This is a genomic window from Bradyrhizobium sp. OAE829, from assembly GCF_040546575.1.
Classification (GTDB): Bacteria; Pseudomonadota; Alphaproteobacteria; order Rhizobiales; family Xanthobacteraceae; genus Bradyrhizobium.
Genome location: NZ_JBEPOE010000001.1, coordinates 5,928,735 through 5,950,847, shown reverse-complemented (window position 1 = coordinate 5,950,847; position 22,113 = coordinate 5,928,735). Strand labels below are relative to the sequence as shown.

General features: G+C 63.2%; 22 protein-coding genes and 3 pseudogenes. 9 read left to right on the top strand and 16 right to left on the bottom strand.

Annotation, left to right across the window (positions count from 1 at the left end; all coding sequences use genetic code 11):
* Positions 1–7: 7 nt before the first annotated feature.
* From ABIE49_RS28580 to ABIE49_RS28565, 4 genes are read left to right on the top strand one after another with little or no spacing between them, the layout of a single operon-like run.
* On the top strand, positions 8–1,045 hold the full coding sequence (locus ABIE49_RS28580) for an LLM class F420-dependent oxidoreductase (protein WP_192739987.1): 1,038 nt from the start codon (positions 8–10) through the stop codon (positions 1,043–1,045).
* 27 nt (positions 1,046–1,072) lie between these two features.
* Positions 1,073–2,098 carry an LLM class flavin-dependent oxidoreductase gene (locus ABIE49_RS28575; protein WP_354067640.1) on the top strand — a complete coding sequence of 342 codons (1,026 nt, stop codon included), beginning with the start codon at positions 1,073–1,075 and terminating at the stop codon, positions 2,096–2,098.
* Positions 2,099–2,116: 18 nt separating this feature from the next.
* Positions 2,117–3,067: an LLM class flavin-dependent oxidoreductase gene (locus ABIE49_RS28570; protein WP_192739985.1), complete on the top strand. Its 951-nt coding sequence runs from the start codon at positions 2,117–2,119 to the stop codon at positions 3,065–3,067.
* Positions 3,068–3,091: 24 nt separating this feature from the next.
* Positions 3,092–3,946, top strand: coding sequence for an LLM class F420-dependent oxidoreductase (locus ABIE49_RS28565; protein ID WP_192739984.1), 855 nt, complete (start codon positions 3,092–3,094; stop codon positions 3,944–3,946).
* Positions 3,947–3,950: 4 nt separating this feature from the next.
* On the opposite strand, the gene ABIE49_RS28560 is transcribed toward ABIE49_RS28565, so the two are convergent.
* Entirely contained in the window at positions 3,951–4,904 is a 954-nt protein-coding gene (locus ABIE49_RS28560; RefSeq protein WP_192739983.1) for a TIGR03619 family F420-dependent LLM class oxidoreductase, read from the bottom strand.
* A gap of 124 nt (positions 4,905–5,028) precedes the next feature.
* Between ABIE49_RS28560 and cofH the strand changes: the two genes are divergently transcribed.
* Entirely contained in the window at positions 5,029–7,395 is a 2,367-nt protein-coding gene (cofH, locus tag ABIE49_RS28555) for a 5-amino-6-(D-ribitylamino)uracil--L-tyrosine 4-hydroxyphenyl transferase CofH (protein WP_192739982.1), read from the top strand.
* On the opposite strand, the gene cofC is transcribed toward cofH, so the two are convergent.
* Genes cofC through fgd form a run of 4 tightly spaced genes read right to left on the bottom strand, consistent with a single transcriptional unit; the run spans position 7,392 to position 10,808 of the window.
* Complete coding sequence (cofC, locus tag ABIE49_RS28550; RefSeq protein WP_192739981.1) at positions 7,392–8,069, bottom strand: 2-phospho-L-lactate guanylyltransferase; 678 nt, start codon at positions 8,067–8,069, stop codon at positions 7,392–7,394. The genes cofH and cofC overlap by 4 nt on opposite strands.
* A complete protein-coding gene (cofD, locus tag ABIE49_RS28545; RefSeq protein WP_192739980.1) occupies positions 8,066–9,016 on the bottom strand; it encodes a 2-phospho-L-lactate transferase in 951 nt (316 codons plus the stop codon). The genes cofC and cofD overlap by 4 nt, the downstream gene beginning before the upstream one ends.
* Complete coding sequence (gene cofE / locus ABIE49_RS28540; protein WP_192739979.1) at positions 9,013–9,786, bottom strand: coenzyme F420-0:L-glutamate ligase; 774 nt, start codon at positions 9,784–9,786, stop codon at positions 9,013–9,015. The genes cofD and cofE overlap by 4 nt, the downstream gene beginning before the upstream one ends.
* Before the next feature lie 17 nt (positions 9,787–9,803).
* The gene (fgd, locus tag ABIE49_RS28535; RefSeq protein ID WP_192739978.1) at positions 9,804–10,808 is read right to left on the bottom strand and encodes a glucose-6-phosphate dehydrogenase (coenzyme-F420); all 1,005 of its coding nucleotides are present in this window, start codon (positions 10,806–10,808) and stop codon (positions 9,804–9,806) included.
* A 106-nt stretch (positions 10,809–10,914) separates the two neighbouring features.
* On the opposite strand from fgd, the gene ABIE49_RS28530 reads away from it, so the two are divergent.
* Entirely contained in the window at positions 10,915–11,805 is an 891-nt protein-coding gene (locus ABIE49_RS28530) for an LLM class F420-dependent oxidoreductase (protein ID WP_192739977.1), read from the top strand.
* An 8-nt stretch (positions 11,806–11,813) separates the two neighbouring features.
* On the opposite strand, the gene ABIE49_RS28525 is transcribed toward ABIE49_RS28530, so the two are convergent.
* From ABIE49_RS28525 to ABIE49_RS28505, 5 genes are all read right to left on the bottom strand, one after another.
* Positions 11,814–12,671, bottom strand: coding sequence for a TIGR03620 family F420-dependent LLM class oxidoreductase (locus ABIE49_RS28525; protein WP_192739976.1), 858 nt, complete (start codon positions 12,669–12,671; stop codon positions 11,814–11,816).
* 107 nt (positions 12,672–12,778) lie between these two features.
* Entirely contained in the window at positions 12,779–13,039 is a 261-nt protein-coding gene (locus ABIE49_RS28520; RefSeq protein WP_354067023.1) for a nitroreductase/quinone reductase family protein, read from the bottom strand.
* A complete protein-coding gene (locus tag ABIE49_RS28515) occupies positions 12,945–13,241 on the bottom strand; it encodes a PNPOx family protein (RefSeq protein WP_354067753.1) in 297 nt (98 codons plus the stop codon). The genes ABIE49_RS28520 and ABIE49_RS28515 overlap by 95 nt, the downstream gene beginning before the upstream one ends.
* A 696-nt stretch (positions 13,242–13,937) precedes the next feature.
* The gene (locus ABIE49_RS28510) at positions 13,938–14,441 is read right to left on the bottom strand and encodes a YkgB family protein (RefSeq protein ID WP_192739974.1); all 504 of its coding nucleotides are present in this window, start codon (positions 14,439–14,441) and stop codon (positions 13,938–13,940) included.
* A gap of 36 nt (positions 14,442–14,477) precedes the next feature.
* Complete coding sequence (locus tag ABIE49_RS28505; protein WP_192739973.1) at positions 14,478–15,014, bottom strand: carboxymuconolactone decarboxylase family protein; 537 nt, start codon at positions 15,012–15,014, stop codon at positions 14,478–14,480.
* A 127-nt stretch (positions 15,015–15,141) separates the two neighbouring features.
* Between ABIE49_RS28505 and ABIE49_RS28500 the strand changes: the two genes are divergently transcribed.
* Positions 15,142–16,134: a cupin domain-containing protein gene (locus ABIE49_RS28500; RefSeq protein ID WP_192739972.1), complete on the top strand. Its 993-nt coding sequence runs from the start codon at positions 15,142–15,144 to the stop codon at positions 16,132–16,134.
* A 66-nt stretch (positions 16,135–16,200) separates the two neighbouring features.
* Here ABIE49_RS28500 and ABIE49_RS28495 read toward each other — a convergent pair.
* Positions 16,201–16,305, bottom strand: a pseudogene (locus ABIE49_RS28495) (CGNR zinc finger domain-containing protein); the annotation flags it as partial.
* Positions 16,303–16,444 (bottom strand): annotated as a pseudogene (locus ABIE49_RS28490) (alanine dehydrogenase); the annotation flags it as partial. The pseudogenes ABIE49_RS28490 and ABIE49_RS28495, both read right to left, overlap by 3 nt.
* A 126-nt stretch (positions 16,445–16,570) precedes the next feature.
* On the opposite strand from ABIE49_RS28490, the gene ABIE49_RS28485 reads away from it, so the two are divergent.
* The gene (locus tag ABIE49_RS28485; RefSeq protein WP_192739971.1) at positions 16,571–17,365 is read left to right on the top strand and encodes a hypothetical protein; all 795 of its coding nucleotides are present in this window, start codon (positions 16,571–16,573) and stop codon (positions 17,363–17,365) included.
* Positions 17,366–17,708: 343 nt separating this feature from the next.
* On the opposite strand, the gene ABIE49_RS28480 is transcribed toward ABIE49_RS28485, so the two are convergent.
* Both ABIE49_RS28480 and ald read right to left on the bottom strand, forming a co-directional pair.
* Positions 17,709–18,503, bottom strand: a complete 795-nt coding sequence (locus ABIE49_RS28480) for an adenylate/guanylate cyclase domain-containing protein (RefSeq protein ID WP_192739970.1) — start codon at positions 18,501–18,503, stop codon at positions 17,709–17,711.
* A gap of 150 nt (positions 18,504–18,653) precedes the next feature.
* Positions 18,654–19,751: an alanine dehydrogenase gene (gene ald / locus ABIE49_RS28475; RefSeq protein WP_192739969.1), complete on the bottom strand. Its 1,098-nt coding sequence runs from the start codon at positions 19,749–19,751 to the stop codon at positions 18,654–18,656.
* Positions 19,752–19,885: 134 nt separating this feature from the next.
* On the opposite strand from ald, the pseudogene ABIE49_RS28470 reads away from it, so the two are divergent.
* Positions 19,886–20,399: pseudogene (locus tag ABIE49_RS28470) on the top strand (Lrp/AsnC family transcriptional regulator).
* Here ABIE49_RS28470 and ABIE49_RS28465 read toward each other — a convergent pair.
* Together ABIE49_RS28465 and ABIE49_RS28460 are read right to left on the bottom strand one after the other, a co-directional pair.
* Entirely contained in the window at positions 20,396–21,466 is a 1,071-nt protein-coding gene (locus ABIE49_RS28465) for a TetR/AcrR family transcriptional regulator C-terminal domain-containing protein (protein WP_192739967.1), read from the bottom strand. The pseudogene ABIE49_RS28470 and the gene ABIE49_RS28465 sit on opposite strands and share 4 nt — an antisense overlap.
* On the bottom strand, positions 21,450–22,112 hold the full coding sequence (locus tag ABIE49_RS28460; protein WP_192739966.1) for a TetR/AcrR family transcriptional regulator C-terminal domain-containing protein: 663 nt from the start codon (positions 22,110–22,112) through the stop codon (positions 21,450–21,452). Before ABIE49_RS28460 ends, ABIE49_RS28465 begins: the two co-directional genes overlap by 17 nt.
* Between the last annotated feature and the right edge of the window lies 1 nt (position 22,113).

The window sequence follows — 22,113 nt, the reverse complement described above, 5'->3', positions numbered from 1 at the left end:
CCTGACGATGAAGCTGGGGCTGTCAATCGGCTATTCGGGCCCGCAACTGGAAGTGCCGGTCGCACTCGTGCAGCGGGCGGAAGAACTGGGGTACGACTCGGTCTGGTCGGCCGAAGCCTATGGCTCCGATGCGATCACGCCGCTTGCGTTCCTCGCCGCCAAGACCAACCGTATCAAGCTCGGCACCGGCATCATGCAGTTGGCCGCTCGAACGCCGGCCAACGCCGCGATGTCGGCCGCCAGCATTGATGCGATGGCCGGCGGTGGCCGCTTTATCGCAGGCCTCGGTGTTTCGGGACCGCAGATCGTCGAGGGCTGGTATGGCCAGCCATGGGGCAAGCCCTATTATCGGGTCAAGGACTACGTCGCGATCATGCGCAAGATCTTCAAGCGCGAAGCACCCGTGACGCACGAGGGCCGCGAGATCAGCCTACCCTACACGGGCGAGGGTTCCGCGGGACTCGCCAAACCCTTGAAGTCGATCCTGCACATGAACCCCAACATCCCGATCTATCTTGCCACCGGCGGCGAGGCGATGGTCAAGCTGACGGCCGAGATCGCCGACGGCTGGCTGCCGATGGGGTTCGTACCGGGCGCCATGGAGGAGTACGGCCCGTGGCTGGAGGAAGGTTTTCGGCGCGCCGGCAACGGCAAGAGCATGAAGGATTTCACCATCCAGGCCTCCGTCCATGTCGAGGTTGACAACGACGTCAAAGGAGCGCTGGCACGCCTGAAGCCGGAGGTGGCGCTCTATGTGGGCGGCATGGGTCACCGGACCAAGAATTTTCACAACGACATCATGGTCCGTCGCGGCTTCGGCGGCGCCGCTAACCGCATCCAGGAACTCTACCTCGCCGGCCACAAGGATGAAGCCATCGCCACCGTGCCTGACGAATGGGTCGATCTGAAATCGCTGGTCGGTCCACCGGCGCGCATCCGCGATCGCTACCGCGCCTGGGAGGACAGCGGCGCGGATTCGCTCAGCGTGCGATCGCGCCAACCTGAGGCCATCGAGGTGATGGCAAAGGCCGCGCGGCTGAACTGAGGTCCTGACCAGCGGAGAACAAGCGTGATGCGTCCACCCCTTCGTGTCGGCACCGTCTACGATTTCCGCAACACGCCGGAATCGGGCATGGACATGCCGAGCCTGTATGCCGCGATCATGGACCAGGTGGTCATGCTCGACGGGATCGGATTGGATCTGGTGTGGTTCACCGAGCATCACTTCCTCGATGACGGCTATTTGCCTTCGTGGGTGCCGATGGCGGGCGCGATCGCCGCACGTACCAAACATGTGCGGCTTTCGAGCGACGTCTGCCTGCTGCCGTTCAACCATCCGGTGCGGCTGGCCGAAGACCTCGCGGTACTCGACAATATCAGCAATGGCCGCGTCGAGGTCGGCGTCGGCATGGGCTACGCGCCGCACGAGTTCCGCGGCTTCGGTCTGCCTGTCGCGCGCCGTGTGTCGCTGACGGACGAAGGCATCGAGGTGCTGCGCCATTGTTTCACCGGCGAGAAGTTCAGTTTCCATGGCAAGCGCTACGATTTCGACGAGGTGGTGATCCGGCCCCGCTACGTGCAGCCGGGCGGTCCGCCGCTGTGGATTGCGGCGATGTCGGAGGCCGGAGCGCAGCGCGCAGCGCGCAATGACAGCAACTTCCTGCCGCAGGGCGCGCGGTCGATGGTGCTCGACCCGTGGCGCGCGACGCTGAATGCGTCCGGCCGCAACCCCGACAGCTATCGTGTTGGCATCATCCGCTCCTGCCTCGTGACCGACGACGCCGAGCGCGACTGGCCGGCCGTGCGCGCCGCCGAGCGCTATCGCGGCCAGGTCTATCGCAGCTTCAACAAGGACGAGAGCGCCGCCGGCGGCGTTTCGGGCAACACGCGGGAAGCCAGCATCCCGCAGACATGGGTGGTCGGCAACGTCGAGCACTGCGTGAAGGAGCTGTCATCCTTCGTGCGCGAATACGGCATCACCGACCTCGTCACCTGGGCGGTGCCGCCGGGCATGCGGCCGGAGCAGATGAACGGCAGTCTCGAACGCTTCGTGCGCGATGTCGCGCCCCGAGTCAAAGCCGCAGCAGCAGCGGCCTAGCGGGGAAGGAAAAGACGCATGGGTGTCGGGATCGGATTGGGCTGTGCGGAGTTTCCATTTTCCGGCGCGGCGGCCTTCTGGCGCTGGGTCGATATGTGCGAAGCCGGAGGCGTGGATTCGATCTGGCAGAGCGACCGGATCGTCGGCCGTCAGCCGTTCCTCGAATCGATGACCACGATGGCGGCCTTGGCCGGGCGCACGCGGCGCATACGGTTCGGCATGAATGTCGTGTCGCTGACGTTCCGCGATCCCGTGCTGCTGGCCAAACAATGCGCCACCGTCGACATGCTGTCCGAAGGCCGCCTGCTGCCTGCTTTCGGCATCGGCAGCCCCTTGGCCCCCGAATGGGAGGCTCTCGGAATTGATACAAAGACTCGCGGGCGCAAGACCGACGAGTGCCTCGATATCATCCGAAGTCTCTGGCGAGAGGAGTCGGTCGACTTCAGCGGCACCTTCTACCAGCTGAAAGGCGTCACCATCACGCCAAAGCCCGTGCAGCCTGATCTGCCGATGTGGATCGGTGGCTCGACGGACGCTGCGATCCGGCGGACGGCGCGGATCGGGACCGGCTGGCAGGCCGCTGGTGACCCGCCGGCGGAGGCCGGCCGCATCGTTGCCGCGATCAAGGTCGCCGCGCGCGAAGCCGGCCGGTCCATCGACGAAGATCATTATGGCGCCGGCTTTGCGTTCTACTTCGGCAGCCGGGACGCGCCCGGTGTCGGCAGGGCGATGGATGCCTACGCCAAACGTACCGGACGTGACGCCAAGCACGCGTTCGCGATCGGCGACGCCGACGCGATCCTCGCGCGTATCGCCGAATATGTCGACGCCGGCATATCAAAATTCATCTTGCGGCCGCTGGGCAGCGACGACGACGCCCTTCTGGCCCAGACCCGACTGCTGATCGAACAGGTGCTGCCGCGTGCGGAAACGCGCTGGCCAAGACGTCCAAAGACAGACGGTAAATAGCGCAACAACAAAAGGGAGCGAACGATGCGCATCGGCGGGGCCATGTTTTTCACTGACTACTCGATGTCGCCGGCCGAACTGGCGCGGGCGCTGGAGGAGCGCGGCTTCGATTCGCTCTGGGTCCCCGAACACTCCCATATTCCGCTGTCACGCAAGTCGCCGTTCCCCAGCGGCGGCGACGTGCCGAAAAAATATTACGACGTCATGGACCCGTTCGTAATGCTGGGTGCGGCTGCGGCGGTCACCAAAACGCTGCTGCTCGGTACCGGCATTTGCCTGATCGCCCAACGCGACCCGATCCAGACCGCCAAGCAGGTCGCTTCGATCGACCAGATCTCGGCCGGCCGTTTCCTGTTCGGCATCGGCAACGGCTGGAACGAGGACGAGATGGCCAACCACGGCACGGTTTTCGAAAGCCGCCACAAGCTGGCGCGCGAGCGTGTCGAGGCGATGAAGGAAATCTGGACCAAGTCAAAACCCGAGTACCATGGCGAGTTCGTAAATTTCGACCCGATGATGACCTGGCCAAAACCCGTGCAGAAACCGCATCCGCCGATCATCGTCGGCGGCGCCTTCCCGTTCGGTGCCCGACGCGCCCTGCGCTATGGCGACGGCTGGATGCCCCACCGCACGCGAAGCTCGTATGCGGATGTGCAGGCCCTGCTGCCGAAATTCCGCGAGATGGCAAACGAAGCTGGCCGCGATCTCGCGTCGGCGCCGATCACGATCTGGGGCGCCAAGGAGAACCTCGACCTGCTCAAGCGCGACCGCGACGACGGCGTCTCGCGCCTCGTCGTCAGCCTCGATTCCGCCAAGGCCGATACGATCCTGCCGGAACTCGACCGCTGGGCGAATTTGATCCGTCAGCTCGACAGCTGAGCCCCTAGATCAGCGGCAAGACCTCGGCCCGGAATTTCTGCATGCCTGCGAGCACTTCCTCGGCCGTCGCGCCGCCGAAACCGAAATCGAGGCTGCCGACACCCATGTCGCGCAGCGCCCGGATATCGGCGGCGACCAGCGCCGGTGAACCGGCGAACAGGCGATGTTCGCCGTCATTGGCCTGTGGCGGCGCGGTCTCGCCGAACACCGTTACGCGCAGGCTCAGGCCAACCGCCTTGGGATCGCGGCCTGCTTCGGCGACCATCTTGCCCAGACGCGCCGCCTGAGCCTTGAACCGCGTCAGGCTGTCGAGCGGATTCTGCGGGTTGGTCCCGATCGGATACCAGGCATCGCCGATGCGGGCAGCCCGCCGCAGCGCCGGACCGCTCTCGCCTCCGACCCAGATCGGCGGATGCGGCTTCTGCACGGGCTTCGGATCGAACCCGATATTCGAGAATTTGACATGCTTGCCATCGAACTTCGGCGCGTCCTTTGTCCAGAGTTCGACGAAGGCGCGAAGATATTCGTCCGTCACGGTTCCACGCGCATCGAAATCCGGCGCATCGATGGCCTCGAACTCCTCGCGCATCCACCCCGCACCGATACCCAGCGTCAGCCGGCCACCAGAAAGGACGTCGATGGTCGAGAGGATTTTGGCGGTCAGCACGGCCGGCCGGTGCGGCACCACCATGACCGATGTCACGAGACGCAACCGCGTCGTTTTCGCGGCGATCCAGCTAACCTCGGTCAGCTGCTCGTGCCTCTCGCCGCGGGTGCCGCTGGGGAACTCCCCCGAGGCGCTGTAGGGATATTCAGCTGCGATCGCGGTCGGAATCACGACGTGGTCGCTGAATGTCGCATAGTCGAAGCCCATCGCCTCGCCGCCAACCACTATTCTTGTCAAATTATCCGCGGTCGACAGGGGCCCGGCGGTTGGTGCGTTGAAGCCGATCAGCATTTTGTTGCGTCCTTCTTTGCATTGCATTGCTGGCGTCGATGCGACACCATGCGACCGCTAACGGGTGACGGCAAGCGCGTCCCGCGACGACATTGCGACCCTCTGCGGGCGGAGACGACAGACCATGACGGCGGCCGGTAGGCAGGCGATACGGCAGCGGTTCGACGCGCCACTGCCCGAACTGATAGCAGAAGCTGCGGCCTTGCGCGATTCCGCGCACGGACGGCTGATCTCCTACTCGCGCAAGGTCTTCATTCCCCTCACCAAGCTCTGCCGCGACGTCTGTCACTACTGCACGTTCGCGCAGGTGCCGCGCGCGGGCAAGCCCGTCTACCTCTCATCCGACGAGGTACTCGCCATAGCGCGCGCCGGTGCGGCCGCGGGTTGCACCGAGGCGCTGTTCACGCTGGGCGACAAGCCCGAGATGCGATACCAGGGCGCCCGCGACGCATTGAAAGCACTCGGCCACGAAACGACGATCTCCTATCTCACCGAGATGTGCGCGCTGGTGCTACGCGAGACCGGATTGCTGCCGCACGCCAATCCCGGCGTGATGACGCGCGAGGAGATTATCGGCCTGCGCGAGGTGACGGCGAGCCAGGGCATCATGCTGGAGTCCACCAGCGAGCGGCTCTGCAGGCAGGGCGGCGTTCACTACGGCTCTCCCGACAAACACCCCGCGGTCAGGCTGGAGACCCTGCGTCTGGCTGGCGAGTTCAAGGTGCCGTTCACGACTGGCATCCTGATCGGCATCGGCGAGACTCGCGACGAGCGGATCGACGCGCTGGAGGCGATCAGGGATCTGCACGCCGCCCATGGTCATATCCAGGAAGTCATCATCCAGAACTTCCGGGCCAAACCGGACACCAGGCTCGCCGATTCCGAGGAACCCGATCTCGAGGACCTGCTGTGGACCATCGCGACGGCGCGTTTGGTTCTCGGTCCCGACATGAATATCCAGGCGCCGCCAAATCTGTCGCCTGGAATCTATCAAAAGCTGATCGGCGCGGGGCTCAACGACTGGGGCGGCATTTCGCCGGTCACGCCCGATCACGTGAACCCGGAAGCGCCATGGCCTGCCATTGCCGAACTCGCCCGCAAGAGCGCGGAGGCCGGCAAGCTGCTGGTGAATCGCCTGCCCGTCTACCCCGTCTATGCACGCGACGCTGATCATTGGCTGGCTCCCGAGATCGCCATCCGCGTGCGGCGTATGAGTGATACCGAAGGCTTCGCGCGCGACGATGACTGGGCACCGGGCAACACCCAGCCACCGCCGGCGCCGCTGGTGCTCGCCCGTAACGTCGATGTGGGAATTGCTGGAATAGTCGAACGCGCGACCTCGGGCGAACGGCTCGCCTCGAACGACATCGTGCGCCTGTTCGCGGCGCGCGACGCCGACTACCGGTACGTCACGCAGGCCGCCGACGCACTGCGACGCGCGGTCAGTGGCGACGTCGTGCGTTACGTCGTGAACCGCAACATCAACTACACCAACATCTGCTACTTCCGGTGCGAGTTCTGCGCCTTCTCGAAAGGGCGCACGCACGAGGATCTGCGCGGCTCACCCTATGACCTCGCCATCGAGGAAATTACGCGTCGCTCGATCGAGGCGTGGGATCGCGGGGCGACGGAAGTGTGCCTGCAAGGCGGCATCCATCCCGACTACACCGGCGTCACCTACGAGGCGATCTGCCGGGCGATCAAAGCGATCGTCCCCGAGATGCACATCCACGCCTTCTCGGCTCTGGAAGTGACGCAAGGTGCGGCCACACTCGGACTGCCGATCCACGAGTTCCTTACGAAGCTGAAGGCAGCCGGTCTCGGCACCCTGCCCGGAACGGCGGCCGAAATCCTCGACGATGACGTACGCGCCATCATTTGCCCCGACAAGATCAACACCGCCCAGTGGCTCGACGTGCAGCGCGCCGCCCACCAGGCGGGCTTGCGCACCACCTCGACCATCATGTACGGGCACGTCGAGACGTCGAAATCGTGGGCAAAACATCTGCTTGCGCTGCGCGACTTGCAGGCTGAAACGGGCGGCTTCACCGAGTTCGTGCCGCTTCCCTTCGTCCACATGGAAGCACCGATGTATCGCCACGGCATGTCGCGCTCCGGCCCGACATTCCGCGAAGCCGTGCTCATGCATTCGGTCGCGCGGCTGGCCCTGCATCCGCTGATCCCGAACATCCAGACGTCCTGGGTGAAGATGGGCCCGGCGGGCGCCGCGAGCTGCCTGAAGTCCGGCGCCAACGATCTCGGCGGCACACTGATGAACGAGAGCATCTCGCGCGCCGCCGGCACCCAGCACGGCCAGGAGTTTGCGCCTCACGACATGGAAGCGCTGATCCGCTCGATCGGCCGCGAACCGATGCAGCGCGACACCCTCTATCGGCCGGTCCCGGAAGAGCGCCGAGCCGCCTCCCTGATCGCGGCCGACTTGGCGCCGATCGTGCAAACGCCGCCGCGCAAGAAGGCGGCGGTCGCTTAAGTTATGCCCCGCTTGGCCAGCAGCGCGGGCACACCAAGTTCTTCAAGCAGTGTTCGGGTACGCGTGCCGGCTGATTGCGGCAGGCGCAGGAAAAGCGCCAGATCGACCGGGTGATCTATGTCCATCGCGATTCCGGGTTGACGGATTACGGTCGGCTCGATGCCTTGCAGACGCGCGGCGTCGAGGTGCGGAAAATAGCTGTTATCACCGAAGCGAAGTGGCACCGATTCCGGCGGCGAGCAGACGACGGCATTGGATCCGAGATCGTCATGCGCCGGCGAGATTGTGAAAGAGCGCGCGGCGCGATGCGACGATAACACCGCGTCTATCTCGCCGGCGCGGGTAGCTGGAATGTCTCCAGGCATCGTGATCATGCCGTGACGCCCTTCACTCGCTAGAAGGCGGCGGCCGGCATTCACGCTGCCGGTATGTCCGTCCCGCGCCCCCTCGGTCACGATCCGTGCACCGATCTTGTCGCCGAGCACCGTCGCATGCGGATCGAGGGTCACGATCATCACCCCCGCCAAAAGGCGCGAGCCTGCAACGGCATCGATCACGTCCGTCAGCATGGTCTCGGCGAGGAGCCGACGTTGCGACGGCGACAGAAAGTCCGACAGCCGATGCTTGGCGCCATCGAACTCCTTGACCGGTATGACCGCCCAGATGTCGCTCATCGCTGCGAGGCCAGCGCGTCCGCCGCATCGAGCGTCACGCGCGCCAGCGTCTCCCGGTCATCCAGAGTCTTCATCAAGGTCTTGGCGATGGTGACCTGCGGTCCAACATGGCCAACTCCACCGGCGTCGACGTGGTCGACGATATAACCATCTAGCAGGTCGCCGTAGCGCGCGGCGACGCCGGCGGCGCTGGCCTCGAGGCCGAGTTCGCGCATCATCTTCGTGGTCGGGCCCTTGACGGCCTGCCCGCCGATGATCGGCGACACCGCGACGACCGGTGCCCCACTCGCCTTGATCGCATCGCGCATGCCGGGGATCGCGAGAATCGGCTCGACGCTGACGAAGGGATTGGACGGACAGATGATTACCACCCGCACATCGCCCGAGCGCAGCGCCGCCGTGATCTCGGACTGCGGCCGCGCAAGCGTCACGCCGTCGAATGCCAGCTCATGCACGACCGGTCGGCACTGCTGGCGGACGAAATAGTCCTGGAAGTCGATCCAGCCCGCCTCAACGCGCACGCGGGTACGCACGCGGTCGTCGCTCATCGGCACCACGCGGCCACCGATGCCGAGGCGCCGGCAAATGTCTGATGTCACCTCGGACAGGGTCTGCCCCAGGCGCAGGCGACGGGTGCGCTCGACATGCAGCGCCAGATCGCGGTCGCCGAGCCGAAACCAGTCTTCGCCGCCGAGCGCGCCGATGCTGTCCATGAACGACCAGGTCTCGTCACGCCGGCCCCAGCCGGTGACCGGATTGTCGATGCCTGCGAGCACGTAGGTCAGCGTGTCGATGTCGGGCGAGATGCTCAGTCCAAGATGCTCGAAATCGTCTCCGGTATTGGCGACCACGAGTAATTCGTCGGCTGGCAGAATACGACTGAGACCGAGCGCAAGTTTGGCGCCGCCAACGCCGCCGGAGAGCGCCACGACAAGTCGTTTGCTCATCTGAACATGTCCTCGTCAGCCGGCCGCACCAGCTCGGACGCAGCATTGTCGGGACCGCGCCAGGTCAGGCCGCGCACGATCACGACGGGCTGGCCTTCGGCACCCTGCCCCATCACCAGCGACGCTGCAGCGGCAATCTCGTCCGCATGCCCGGTGACGCTGACCTGGAGCGCACGGCCGAACAGGTCGGGCGAGCCACGTAAGTCCATCAGCGACGGCAGGCCGGCGGCGCCAATCGCTACGCCGCAGGTGCCGCGCCGCCAGGCACGACCAAAACTGTCGCTGATGATCACGGCGATTGGCACGCCGAATTTTTGCGACAGACGCTCCTTCAATGTCGCTGCGCTGCCGTCGGGATCGACCGGCAGCATCAGGGCGCGCGGGGGGGCACCGGGCGAGGCCAAATTGGATTGGTCGATACCCGCATTGGCCATCACGAAACCCAAGCGGTGCTCGACGATCAGGATGCCGGGCCTTGCCCGCACGACGCGCACCGATTCCGACAGGATCAACTCAACGAGGCGTGGATCCTTCTGGACCTTGCCGGCAAGTTCGATCGCCTCCGTCGAGGGTTTGACACTAGCAAGATCGACCATGCGACCTTCGGCCTTGGACACGATTTTCTGCGTGAGCACAAAGACGTCGCCGCCACGCGGCACAATGCCACCGCGCGCGACCCCTTTGCCAATAAGGGCGACGAGATCGTCGTCCCTGGCTACCCGCGGAAGGCCGGGGACGGCAAGAAGCTCGACGGCGTTGCTGCGTTGCATCGGCCGGGCCCGCGCGCTCAACCGAAACGCTTGCGAAGGCGTGGAAGCACATGCTCACCGTAGAGCTTCAGGAAGCGCGCTTGATCCGGTCCCGGGGCGTGGAATACCAGATGACGGAAGCCGAGGACGACATAATAACCGATCCGCTCGACGTGCTCGTCGGCATCGCTGGATACGATCCATCGGCTGGCGGCGCGCTCCAGCGGCAGCGCGTCAGCGAGGCGCTGCATCTCGACGGGATCCTCAACCGTCATCTTTTCCTTGGGCGTCAGCGCCAGCGCCGCCCAGTGGCGCGTATCCTCGAGCGCACGCGCCTTGTCGGTATCGAACGACACCTTGACCTCGATCATGCGATCGTAGGATCGCGACGGATCCTCCGACGCCGCGATGCCTTCGGCGACCTTCGGCAACAAGGTCTCGGTATAGAGTTCCGGCTTCTTGCCGCTCGTGCAAATGAACCCCTCGCCGGAGCGCCCGGCGTAGCGCGCCACGAGGGCGCCGGCGGCGGCGATATAGATCGGCACGGGCTTGTCGGGGCGGTCGTAGATCGTCGCCTTCTCGGTCTTGTAGTACTGGCCTTCGAAGCTGACACGCTCCTGCGTCCAGAGTGTCCGAATTAGCGTGACGGCTTCGCGCAGGCGAGCGAAGCGCTCCTTGAATTCCGGCCAGGGCTGGCCGGTCGACGGCACTTCGTTCAGTCCCTCGCCGGTGCCTATGCCGAGCACGACGCGTCCGGGGAACATCGCGCCCATCGTGCCGAACGCCTGGGCGACGATGGAAGGATGGTAGCGGAACGTCGGCGTCAGCACGCTGGTGCCGATCACGGCGCGCGACGTTCTGGCGCCGAGCGCGCCCAGCCAGGTCAACGAAAACGGCGCATGGCCGTCGACATGCTTCCAAGGCTGAAAGTGATCGCTGATGAAAACGGAATCGAAGCCGACCTCCTCGGCAAGACAGGAGAAGCCCAGCAGCGCGCCCGGCGCGAATTGCTCCGCCGATGCCTTGTATCCGAGCTTGATCACGGCAAATCTCCTGGTTGGCGCCGGCAAATGCCGATGCCATGACACCCGTCGTGGAAATCTATAGATTAGCGGGAAAGCAGCGACCAGCCAAAAAGGGGAAGCGACCATGCATCTCGGAATAGCCCTGCCCTACGGCGACATCGGTGGCGATGGCTCGATCGTGCGCGAATACGCCGAGCTCGCCGAGGCCGAAGGTTACGACGGCCTGACGCTGGCGGACCACGTCCTCGGCGGCAACCCTGCGAATCCCGCCAGCGGCCGCGCGGGCGGGCTCGGCCTGTTCCACGATCCCTTCGTGGCGTTCGGCTTCATCGCCGCCTGCACGAAAAAGGTCGAACTCTCCACCCAGGTGCTGATCCTGGCGCAGCGTCAGACTGTGCTGGTGGCCAAGCAGGCTGCCAGTCTCGACGTGCTCAGCGGCGGCCGCTTCCGGTTCGGCGTCGGCGTCGGCTGGAACGAGATGGAGTTCGTCGGCCTCAACGAGAATTTCCATAACAGGGGCAAGCGGTCCGAGGAACAGGTGCAAGTGATGCAAGCGCTGTGGGCCGATCCCTACGTCACGTTCGAGGGCAAATGGCACCGCCTTCCCGACGCAGGCATCAATCCCCGGCCGCCGAGCCGCAAAATTCCGCTGTGGTTCGGCGGTCACATGGACGTGACGCTGCAGCGGATCGCCAAATGGGGCGATGGCTGGATGATGCTGTCTGAACCGCCGGGACCCAAGGCCGTTACCGAATTCGACAAGCTGCGCCGCTTCGTGGAAGCCGAGGGACGCGATCCGGCCTCCGTGGGCCTCGAAGTCTGGACCTCAACCGGCACCGGAACTGAGAAGGATTGGCGCGAGGAAATCAGCTTCTGGAAGAAGGCCGGCGTCACGCATGTCACGCTGCACAATACTTTCGGCGGCTACCATCACAAGCGCATGGCCGGCCGGAGCATGAGCGACCATGTTGGCGCGATGCGCCGCTACCGCAACGCCGTCGCCGATCTGCTCTGAGGTTCCCCTCAGGTATCGGCGAGCGCGGTCAGCATGCGGTCGCGGGCGACGAAATCGCCGTCCGGATGGACCGGTTGCAGACAGACATGCGTGGCTCCGGCCGCAAAATGCTCTCGCAGGCCGCGCCTGACCGTGTCGGCATCGCCCCATAGCACCATGGCATCGATGAACCGATCGCTGCCGCCGTCGGCGAGGTCAGCTTCGGTAAAACCCTGGCGCAGCCAGCTGTTGCGGTAGTTCGGCAGCACCATGTAGCGGGACAATTCCTTGCGCCCGAGCGCTCGCGCCTTTGCCGGATCGGTCTCGAGTGTCACTTTCTGTTCCACAGCAAGCCATTTCGATGGCCCGAGGATCGCCGCGGCCTCGGCCGTATGCTTTGGCGTCACATTATAGGGGACCGCGCCGCGCGACTTCTCGCCGCTCAACGCCAACATTTTCGGGCCCAGCGCTGCGACCACAACCGGCAGTTCGCCTGCAGTCGCCGACTTGTTGATGCTGTCCAGATAAGCGCTCATCGCCGAGAGCGGTTTATCGTAGCGATGGCCGCGCAGGCCCTCGACCATCGGAATATGGCTGACGCCCAGACCGAGCACGAACCGGTTGCCGTAGAGCGCGTTCAGTGAGATCAGGGCGCGCTGCGCGGTGAAGGAATCGCGGGCATAGATATTGGCGATTGAGCTGCCGATCACCAGCTTCTCGCTGCTCGACAGCAGCACGGCCGCCAGCGACATCGACTCGTAGCCCCGCGATTCCGGGTACCACAGGTTCGAATAGCCGTTGTTTTCGACCGTGCGCACGAAATCGCGCAGCTGCGCGCCGTCGAGCTTGTCGGTGCTGTACCACACGCCAAGGCGTCCGAGTTTCATGTCGATCAACTCCGGTTGAAGGTGCGTGCGAGCCGACATCCCGTGTCCCGGCAAAGGGAAGGCGTGCGAATAATGAGAAGCCGTCCCTGCGAAGGTCGGCCACCGCCCTAATGAACTGGATCCAGCACGACCACCGGTATCTCGCGCTCGGTCTTGAGTTGATAGTCGGCGTAGGGCGGCCAGAATTCGAGCCCTTTTTTCCAAAGCCTGAGGCGTTCCTCGCCCTCCGCCGTCCGGGCTCGCGCATTAATTTTCTTGGTCCCGACTTGTATTTCAACGTCGGGGTTCGCAAGAATGTTGCGATACCAGCCGGGGTGTTGGGGCGCGCCTCCCTTTGAGGCAATGATGAAATAACTGTCGCCTTCCATGCCGTAAAAACAGCGGAAATACGAACTTGTCGCCAGACTTGCGGCCGGTAGTGGTCAGCAGCAGCGCCGGCACGGTCATCTCACCATGCTGGGGCACCGTTACCTTGTACATATGACCTTCGGTTCCGCCGCTCGTTATATAGCGGTTCGCGTGCTCGAGCATCCAGTCCGGCAGGTTCGGAGCAAGTTTCGCTTCAGCCATCGCGCCCTCCCAACAAAGCTACGGGAACATACCATCGGGCGCCGGATCGGCCAAATTCGAATTCAAGAGCAAGGTGATTTGGCGCTTTAGGGTAACGAAGTTGTTGTGTTCCGCTGGATAATCTGTTGTTGGCCTTCAGCGACGTGCAAGATCGACCGAAGGTCCGCTCTGCGCCAGAAGCTGCCGCTCACCATTTTGGCCGAAAGATGCAGGGGTGCAGGGATTCGCCCATGTCGATTGTGCAGCCGAAGTCTCAATACAGGACCGTCAAGGATCAGGCTTCAGAAACGCCGCACCAGTTTCGCACCAGAAACAACCTCATCAGAACGCAACGAACGCGATCGAAATCGAACAAAAAGGCAGCAAACTCAACGAACCTGATCGATATTCTGCCGCTCATAACGGTCTGGTTGCAGGTTCGAGTCCTGCCGGGCCCACCACGCTTCGCCCTTCGGGCTACGCGTGGCGCAGCCAAGCGGAGGCCGAGGGGCGAAGCGTGGTGTCCGGCGTAGCTTGAGCGAAGCGAAAGCGAAGACGGACGGGGACGCTCATCAGGCGAAGGCGGCCGCGAGCTACGGCTCGGCAAGCCACAGCCCTTCGGGCTACGCGTGGCGCAGCCCCGCTCATAACGGCGCGATCGCCGGCGAGCGGGAAGCCCCCCCGGCGACGCATCGCCATCAGCAGAGTGCCATCCTGTTACCGCGTCAGGCGAACCACGTCCTGCCTCAGAAGATAGAACGAAACAGCGAGCAGAACGACGTCCTTCATCAGGAAGGGAACGTTCCCCGTCATCGCGGGGAATCCGCCCGCGGCAACATCCCAGCCTTCCGGCATGAACGGAATGATCGTGACCGTCGCGATGAAGGTGCCGGTCGAGCCGAGCGCGCCAAGGATGCCGAGCCGCTTGTCCCAGAAGCCTGCGAGCAGCAGGGACCCAAAGGTCCACTCCGAGACGCCGAGGAAGTAGCTGGCGCCGGCGTGGCCGAATACCGGATAGAGCCACCAGATCAGCGGCCCGTTGTCGATGAAGGGGACCAGTCTTTCGAACTCGTACGCAAACCACTTCTGGTAACCGAAGAAGAAGAACATGATCACCATCGAGGCGCGGACAACGTGGTAGTCGAGATCCTCAGCAAGGAGGCCGGACCGGTGCAGCGCACGGACAAGTGGAGATTGAGCGGTATTGGCAAGCGTGGTCATGGTCGTGATCCTTTCAATATCTGACGAACATCGGCTTCACGCGACCGCGGGGAAGTCGATCTCGGTGTCGTTGATGCGATTGAAGACGTTGGTGAAGACGGTGGTCGCGAAAGCCAGGCTGATCTCGACCAACTGAGCGTCGCTGTAGTCGGCCGCCTTGATCGCGGCGAAATCCTCGTCGCTGACGGTGCCGCTGGACTGCGCAAGCTTGCGGACGAAGCCGACCAGTGCATCGCGCCTGGCGTCACCGGTAGGTTGGCCCTCGCGGATCTGCGTCAGTACCTCCGGCTTCACACCGGCCAGCCTCGCGAGGTGACTATGGGCGGCAACGCAATAGTCGCAGCCGCCGGCGGCGCTGATGACGAGCTTGATAATCTCCTGATCGCGCTTGGTCAGGCTGCCTGCAGCGAGGACGGCATCGGCGGCGAGGACCGATTTGAGGGCGGCAGGGCCGTGCGCGGCGATGGCCGCGAACGTGTTCGGCACGCTGCCGATCGCCTTCTTGATCTGGGCATAGATCTGGCCCGACGCGCCGGCGTCGGATTCGAGATTCGGGACTGAAAGACGTGACATGGGACGCTCCTTGGTTTCGTTGGTGAACGATTGCGGAGCGACGATACGATCGTGATTTGAGACGTTGAATGTTACATAACCTCGATTATATGCTCTATCGCCTCAAGTATGCTGCTAAGGGGACGCCGTGGATTGGCTCAGCCGGCTGTTCGAAATGATGCCGGTGCGCGGGCGGCTCGACCTGCGCTGCTCTTACGGCCCCCCTTGGCGCATCGACCAGGGGCCCGGCGAGGCCAACGAAATCCCGTACCACGCCGTGCTCGCCGGCTCCGCGATGCTGGAAGATCCGGCGGGCGGCCGACCGCTGCAGCTGAACGCCGGCGACATCCTGCTGCTTCCAGGCAACCCGCGGCACGTGATGCACGACGGCAGCGGGGCCACGCCGCTGCCGGCCCGCAACCGCGCGGCCCTCAACTTCACGATCAGCGAAAATCACGGTTCGGAGGGGCTCGATCTATTGTGCGGACACTTCGCCGTCGCTCCGCCGCACGACCGCCTGCTGCGCAGCTATCTGCCGCCGCGCCTGGTGGTGCATGCCGGGCCCTTCGCTGGACAGAAGGAAACGGCTGCGCAACTCGCGAGCCTCGTCTCGCTGATGCGGAGCGAGTCGGCGGACGATCGCATGGGCGGCCGCGCCATGCTGAATGCGCTGTCGACGGCAATGTTAGCGCTTGTGCTACGCCTCGCGAGCGAAACCCAGGTTTCCCCGCGGGGTCTTCTTGCCCTGGCCGGTCATCCCCGCCTGGCTCCGGCGGTGGCCGCTCTATTCAACGAGCCCGCACGCGCATGGTCGCTGCCTGACCTTGCGCGCCTCACCAACATGTCGCGAGCCACGCTTGCGCGGCAGTTTCAGGAGAAGCTGGGAAGATCGGCCAGTGATCTCCTGACCGACATCCGCATGACGCTCGCGGCCAACGAACTCAAGAACCCTTCGCTTTCAACCGGCGCTGTGGCGGAGGCGGTCGGTTATCAATCCGAAGCGGCCTTCCAGCGCGCCTTCAAGAGCCACATGGGCGTCACTCCGGCGCAGTGGCGCAAGATGCAGGAGCTGCCTGCCAGGGGCGTGTTCGCAAAGCGCGCAGCACCTGTCGAAGGGAAGACTGAGGAAGCGCAGGGTTAGCATCCGCGCTTTGCCCCATTAGCGGCCGTTGCGTCAGCTTTGCGCGCCGTGCCTGATCCGCCAGCCCTATTGCTGTATCTTGAGCCGATGTCGATGAGCAGCCTGTTTCGCACGGTTGCCGCAGATCGCTATGCTGCACCATCTGCGCGCACGGCCTCGCGTGTGGTCGGCGACCGGCGCGCAAATGCGGATTCTCCAGCACTGCCGCAAATCCCTTGTTGGCGAGCGCGAGACCAAAAGGCAGCGTCGCATTATTCAGCGCCTGGCGGGAGGTCAGCGAAACAGCGCCCGGCATGTTGGCGACGCAGTGTAGTGAAAAACTGGTTCGAAGAAATAAGGCAGGCCATCTGCTGCTCGCGACCGCGGCTTGCCTTGCCAAAGCGCAGGAAAAACGCAAGGTTCGTGCGGTTCGGAGTTCATTCAGAGAGTCTCGGCTATGTTTATTTTTTCTATCAGGACCGCTCTCCTCGCCGTCGCAGTGTCTGCTTCATCTCTTTCCAGTGCAGCTGCTTTGTCCGCGCAGTCAGAATTGTTGTGTAGCCCAGAAGGCTTGATGCGTTTAATCCCTCAGTTTAGTGCAAATGGGAAATTCACAATTCCAGATCCCAATACCGACTTGCAGACATTCTTTTCAGCGCAACAAGGTCTTTCAAATGCGATTGATATGATCTTGGCTCAAGAAAACATAAGCCAAAATCCGTCTGACGTCGGAAGCCTTCCATCCCGGCCGTTAACATTCGCAAGCAACTGGTTATCCAGTGAAGTGGGAATACAGACAGATGGAACAAATTTGAGTTCTCCTGAGAAAGGCGGAAAGTTTGGTGGTTATCGCGTTCAGTCGTTTTTGACCGGACTTACTCCTGTGCCTTTGTCTCAAGGAAGCATATATGCAATCAAGCAATCAAAGCCGACCTATCCGGCACTTGTTTACCCGATGCCCACGAGCCACCCTTGCGTGAACAGGCTTGTTTTAGGCGCTTACAATACTGCTGGCTCCTGGCCGACCCCGACATATGCTCTTGGTAAGTATCAGCTCGATAACAATGGTCTCCCAATGCGCGATAAGCCATTGGTCACCTACTTGATCGTCAATATTTGTCTTGATCTTGGCAAGTCAGCGACGATCAAAAAACAATGGGTGTTACGCCCAAATGCAATGATCATTCTGGCGCTTCATTGGCCATGTGAGGGCTCAGAATGCGCTAATAATGGAATTGGCCATCAACATTGACTGTGCCTGAATGTGCGCCGTGGGGTCATGCTCGGAAGTCAACACACGCGTCGGCGAGGTCCGCTCTCCCCGGTAAACGGACATCGCCAGCCCGGCTGTTCAACTCCGAAAGCGCCAATCCTCGAAGCCTGGGTTGCCGCCGACAATGCCTGCCCGAACACCGTGCCGTGCGCGATGCCATCATCGCGCGCGAACCGCATCGCGCCTATCAGGCCGTGGTCGATCTCATGCGGACATCGGATTCGGATCTGATGCAGATGCTTGGCATTGCAAAAGCCTCCTGAATGCCAAGCTGAGGCGCGAACCGTCCAGGCAATACCGGTGCCCAATCCTGCAGGACGCCTTAATGTTCGACCCGGTACAGGCGCCATCGCTCCGGCACGCCTTTCAGTCGATGAACGCCGCGATCCTTGAAGAGGATCCCCGACTGCGACATCAGATCCTTGACCGCGCTCGAGACCAGGACTTCGCCGGCACGGGCTTTCGCGGCGACGCGCGCGCCGATGTGAAACGCGAGACCGACCATCTCGGCTCCGCTCACTTTGTATTCGCCCGCATGCAGCCCCACCCTGATCTCCAACCCCAGCGTGCGCACGGCCTCGCGGATCGCGGTCGCGCAACGGACCCCGGCAGCCGGCGCCTTGAAGGTCGCGAGCAGTCCGTCCCCCGTGGTCACGACTTCCTTGCCGCGCAGGGTCTTCAGCTCTCTGCGGACGGCGACGTAATAGTGACTCATCACCTGCGTCCAGCGGGCATCGCCAAGCCGCGCCGCTTTTTCGGTGGACCGGACGATATCGACAAACAGGATCGTGGCGAGCGCCTTTTCGGGTTCGGCGCCACGGCCGGCGGATCGGCGCCGCATCGCAATGGGTCCCGGCAGCGGTTCATAGCGATGGCTACGTCGCCGCGCGATCGCAGCTTTTGTGTAGTCCATGGCACGCTGCGCAGTACCGCAACGAACGGTTTTCACCCTCGGTGGAAGCGTCCAGAAAACCTTTCGCCCATCGCCGGCGCCATGGACCTCCACGGCGCCCCACTTCAGGAAAACCGCCGAGCCAACGCGTCGAATACACCATGCCTTGGACGTGTATCCGGAAACGTTCGACTGATGGACTCCAATGCGAAGGAACTTGGGCATGAACGTGCGGCCAATCGAAAGACCGTTTGGGTCTACCAGAGGTAAAGCGTAGTCGCACATTCCTGGGTTGGCAACAGTACTTCCGATCGAGGATTTGCCGACGGCTCTCGCGTCAACTCACGTTCGCCGGGCTGCGATGTCAGCTTCGAGTCAAAGCGGTGAGAACGGCATGCCGAGGCTTCTGGCCACCGGCTCGCACGTCAGCCGGCCCCGGTAGACGTTCAGACCTGCGCGCAGATGCGGGTTCTCCAGCACGGCCGCAAATCCCTTGTTGGCGAGCGCGAGGCCAAAAGGCAGCGTCGCATTATTCAGCGCCTGGCTGGAGGTCAGCGGAACAGCGCCTGGCATGTTGGCGACGCAGTAATGGATGACGCCCTCCACCTCAAAGGTTGGATCGGCATGGGTGGTCGGGTGCGATGTCTCAAAGCAGCCGCCCTGGTCGATCGCAACATCCACGATCACAGCCCCCTTGCGCATCGAACCCAACATATTCCGCATCACCAGTTTCGGCGCGCTCGCTCCCGGGACGAGCACCGCGCCGATCACGACGTCGGCGGCGAACACCTCTTCCTCAATGCTGTCGATGGTCGAGAATCTCGTGCGAGCACGCCCCTCGAACAGTTCGTCCAGCTCGCGGAGGCGGCCGATCGAACGGTCGAGAATGGTGACCTCGGCGCCGAGGCCGACCGCCATGCGTGCCGCGTGCGTCCCGACGACTCCGCCTCCGATCACCACGATACGTGCCGGCTGGACACCCGGCACGCCCCCGATCAACAGGCCCCGGCCTCCCGCATGCCGCCGCAAGGCTGCGCCGGCCGCTTCGATCGCAAGCCTGCCCGCCACCTCGCTCATCGGCGCCAGCAACGGCAGGCCGCCATGGGCATCCGTCACGGTCTCATAGCCGATTGCGGTGCATCCGGACTCGATGAGGCCCTTGGCCTGCTCGGGATCCGGCGCCAAATGCAGGTATGTGAAGAGAATCTGGTCTTGCCGCAGCTGCGACCATTCCGAAGCTTGAGGCTCCTTGACCTTGACGATCATCTGGCTGGACGCAAACACCTCGCGGGCGGAGTCCAGCACAGTAGCGCCGGCCTTGCGATAAGCGTCATCCGTCGCGCCGATGCCGGCGCCGGCATTGGTTTCGACGACGACGCTGTGCCCCGCCGCCACATATTCGCGAACGGCCCCCGGCGTCAGACCGACACGGTATTCGTGCGTCTTGATCTCCCTGGGCACCCCGACCTTCATGGCAACCTCCGCTGTATGGCACGCCTCTTTTCTAGGAGGGAACCGTGGTTGTTTCTCAGCAAACTTGCGCGCATACCGGCAAATAGTGCAGAAATTCAACGCTGCTTGGCACTATGGCGCAGGATTTTAAACATATGGACCACGACAAGATCGACATGACCATTCTCGCCGAACTCAGCGCCAACGCGCGGGTCAGTCACACCGAACTGGCGGACCGGGTGGGACTTTCGAGCACCGCGATCGCGCGGCGGCAACGCGCGCTGGAAGACGAAGGATATATCAGAGGCTATCAGGCCCATCCTTGATCCGGGCCGGTTTGGCCTCAACACGACTGTGCTGGTCAGAATCGCGCTCAACAGCCAAAGTGACGAGGCGCTGAAATCGTTCGAAGCCGCCGTCGTCAACTGTCCGTCGGTGATCCGCACGTTTCTGATGTCGGGAAACGACGACTATCTCCTGATCGTGCTGGCGCGCGACATCGAAGACTTCGAGAGAATTCACCGGACCGAACTGTCGCGCCTGCCGCACGTCTCGCGCATCCAGTCGAATTTCGCCCTTCGCGAGATCATCGATCGCGCGGTCCCCCCGGCGATCTTCGGAAAACCGGGGCGTCCGGCACGGAAGCCAACCAGAAAACAGCCCAGCTAACGCAGGTAGACCCAAGCCCGGCGGGTAGCCATCGGCAACGACCCGCCGTCTTTGCGCAATACCGGTCGCTCGAGGATTGCCGTCTCGTCGGGCCCGGCGCCGTCGAGAAAAACTTTCACCGCGGTGCGGGCGCGCAAATCGATCTCGGAAAGCGTTGGTATCGCGCCGAGCTGGAGCACAGCTTCCAGGTGAATGTTGCCATAGAGCATGCCGAGAAACTGGCGGGCGCCGGCTTCGCAATCGGCAAGATCGATCTCGCCGGCCTGCTTCGCTCTTGCGAGAATTTTTGTCAGGACCGCGATGGCCCGCTTTGGGCCATGCTGCGCGTAGACCCGCGTCGCGTTCGGGTAGCGGTCCGCTTCGAGGATGGCGGTGTAACAAACCTCCAGCAAGGCCGGTGTCATCATCGTCTCGAGAAGATTGCGCCCGATGATGATGAGCAATTCCCTGAGCGGCAGCGAAAGCTGGTCGGCACTGACACTCAGTGCATTGGACGAATATTGGCTGACGACCTTGGCGAACTGGTCGACCAGAAGCTGCTCCACGTTCTCGCGCCGCGTTGTCTTCTCGCGGAGCAGTTCCTTGTAGAGACCGTGCGGCGTCCACGTCCAGCTCGGTCGCCCGAGAACGAACGCCGTGATGACAGCGCAATTCGACCAGCCGCGCATCTGGCTCGCTCTGCCCGGGACCTGCTCGCGGACGCGAAGGATATCGCCCGTCCCACCCCACCGCAGAAATTTGACGGCATCGGCCGGCGGCAGGATCGTCACCATCATGCGGGTCCACCACGGCTCCACGAGCAGCCAGCTCCCGGTGTTGGTGGGCCGCATGGCAAAGACGTGCTTATGCTTGTGATGGACGAACCGATGCCACCATTGCCGTTTCAGGCCGGGGACGAAGCAAATGATCCAGTCGACGGGCTCGACCGTCACCAGCGATCCATGCTCGTCGGCGCAGTTGGCCAGATCCGACGGGACATCGTCGACGACCTTCAGGCTTGATGGGCTGTCGCTGCTCCGCGCCAGCCAGGACTGGCTCGCACGGACCGTATCATATGGCGCGTTCATATCTGGCGCTCCTCGCGCTTGCACATCCATGCAAGAACCTTTCAACGCCGGCCTTGACGCGGTCGGCGGTTGTTCCGCTCTGGCTCGTCACGGGATTCAGCATCAGTGCCTGGTAGAGCGGCTCCCTCAGCAGTCCCATCAATTGCTCCGCGCATACCTGCGCGTCCGATATCGACAGGATTCCTCTTTCATTGGTGTCCGACAGAAACTCCCGCAGCCTCCGTGTGACGATCTCCGACCCTGCCTCGTACACCCGCTTCTTGAGAGAAGGGTTGCGCGCACCTTCGGCCATCATCATCCGGATGAACCCGACCAGGGTGGTCGAATACTCTCGCGAGGCAACTAGCCCGAAGGCGACAAGGGTATCGCGTACATCGTCAAGGGTATTTGGACGTACCCTCCTCACCAATGGCTGCGATATGAACAGGGCTTCGTGCTCGGCAACCGCGACGACGAGATCGTCGATACTTTCGAATGCCGACCAGATATCGCCTTCCGAATATCCGCTGCGATGAAAAATGCCATTAAGACCGGCGGGCGTATCGCAGGGATCAGCGAGCGCCCCGCTGATCGCCGACACGATGTCGGAGCGAATGTCCGGCCTCGATTCAGCATTATCTGCTCGAGCAGACGCGGGACGTCTCATG

Excerpts from the sequence above, each read along its gene's own strand:
- ABIE49_RS28580 (WP_192739987.1), top strand. The coding sequence starts at position 8 with ATGAAGCTGGGGCTGTCAATCGGCTATTCGGGCCCGCAACTGGAAGTG.
- ABIE49_RS28575 (WP_354067640.1), top strand. The coding sequence starts at position 1,073 with ATGCGTCCACCCCTTCGTGTCGGCACCGTCTACGATTTCCGCAACACG.
- ABIE49_RS28570 (WP_192739985.1), top strand. The coding sequence starts at position 2,117 with ATGGGTGTCGGGATCGGATTGGGCTGTGCGGAGTTTCCATTTTCCGGC.
- ABIE49_RS28565 (WP_192739984.1), top strand. The coding sequence starts at position 3,092 with ATGCGCATCGGCGGGGCCATGTTTTTCACTGACTACTCGATGTCGCCG.
- ABIE49_RS28560 (WP_192739983.1), bottom strand. The coding sequence starts at position 4,904 with ATGCTGATCGGCTTCAACGCACCAACCGCCGGGCCCCTGTCGACCGCG.
- cofH (WP_192739982.1), top strand. The coding sequence starts at position 5,029 with ATGACGGCGGCCGGTAGGCAGGCGATACGGCAGCGGTTCGACGCGCCA.
- cofC (WP_192739981.1), bottom strand. The coding sequence starts at position 8,069 with ATGAGCGACATCTGGGCGGTCATACCGGTCAAGGAGTTCGATGGCGCC.
- cofD (WP_192739980.1), bottom strand. The coding sequence starts at position 9,016 with ATGAGCAAACGACTTGTCGTGGCGCTCTCCGGCGGCGTTGGCGGCGCC.
- cofE (WP_192739979.1), bottom strand. The coding sequence starts at position 9,786 with ATGCAACGCAGCAACGCCGTCGAGCTTCTTGCCGTCCCCGGCCTTCCG.
- ABIE49_RS28530 (WP_192739977.1), top strand. The coding sequence starts at position 10,915 with ATGCATCTCGGAATAGCCCTGCCCTACGGCGACATCGGTGGCGATGGC.
- ABIE49_RS28525 (WP_192739976.1), bottom strand. The coding sequence starts at position 12,671 with ATGAAACTCGGACGCCTTGGCGTGTGGTACAGCACCGACAAGCTCGAC.
- ABIE49_RS28520 (WP_354067023.1), bottom strand. The coding sequence starts at position 13,039 with ATGGAAGGCGACAGTTATTTCATCATTGCCTCAAAGGGAGGCGCGCCC.
- ABIE49_RS28515 (WP_354067753.1), bottom strand. The coding sequence starts at position 13,241 with ATGGCTGAAGCGAAACTTGCTCCGAACCTGCCGGACTGGATGCTCGAG.
- ABIE49_RS28510 (WP_192739974.1), bottom strand. The coding sequence starts at position 14,441 with ATGACCACGCTTGCCAATACCGCTCAATCTCCACTTGTCCGTGCGCTG.
- ABIE49_RS28505 (WP_192739973.1), bottom strand. The coding sequence starts at position 15,014 with ATGTCACGTCTTTCAGTCCCGAATCTCGAATCCGACGCCGGCGCGTCG.
- ABIE49_RS28485 (WP_192739971.1), top strand. The coding sequence starts at position 16,571 with ATGTTTATTTTTTCTATCAGGACCGCTCTCCTCGCCGTCGCAGTGTCT.
- ABIE49_RS28480 (WP_192739970.1), bottom strand. The coding sequence starts at position 18,503 with ATGCCCAAGTTCCTTCGCATTGGAGTCCATCAGTCGAACGTTTCCGGA.
- ald (WP_192739969.1), bottom strand. The coding sequence starts at position 19,751 with ATGAAGGTCGGGGTGCCCAGGGAGATCAAGACGCACGAATACCGTGTC.
- ABIE49_RS28465 (WP_192739967.1), bottom strand. The coding sequence starts at position 21,466 with ATGAACGCGCCATATGATACGGTCCGTGCGAGCCAGTCCTGGCTGGCG.
- ABIE49_RS28460 (WP_192739966.1), bottom strand. The coding sequence starts at position 22,112 with ATGAGACGTCCCGCGTCTGCTCGAGCAGATAATGCTGAATCGAGGCCG.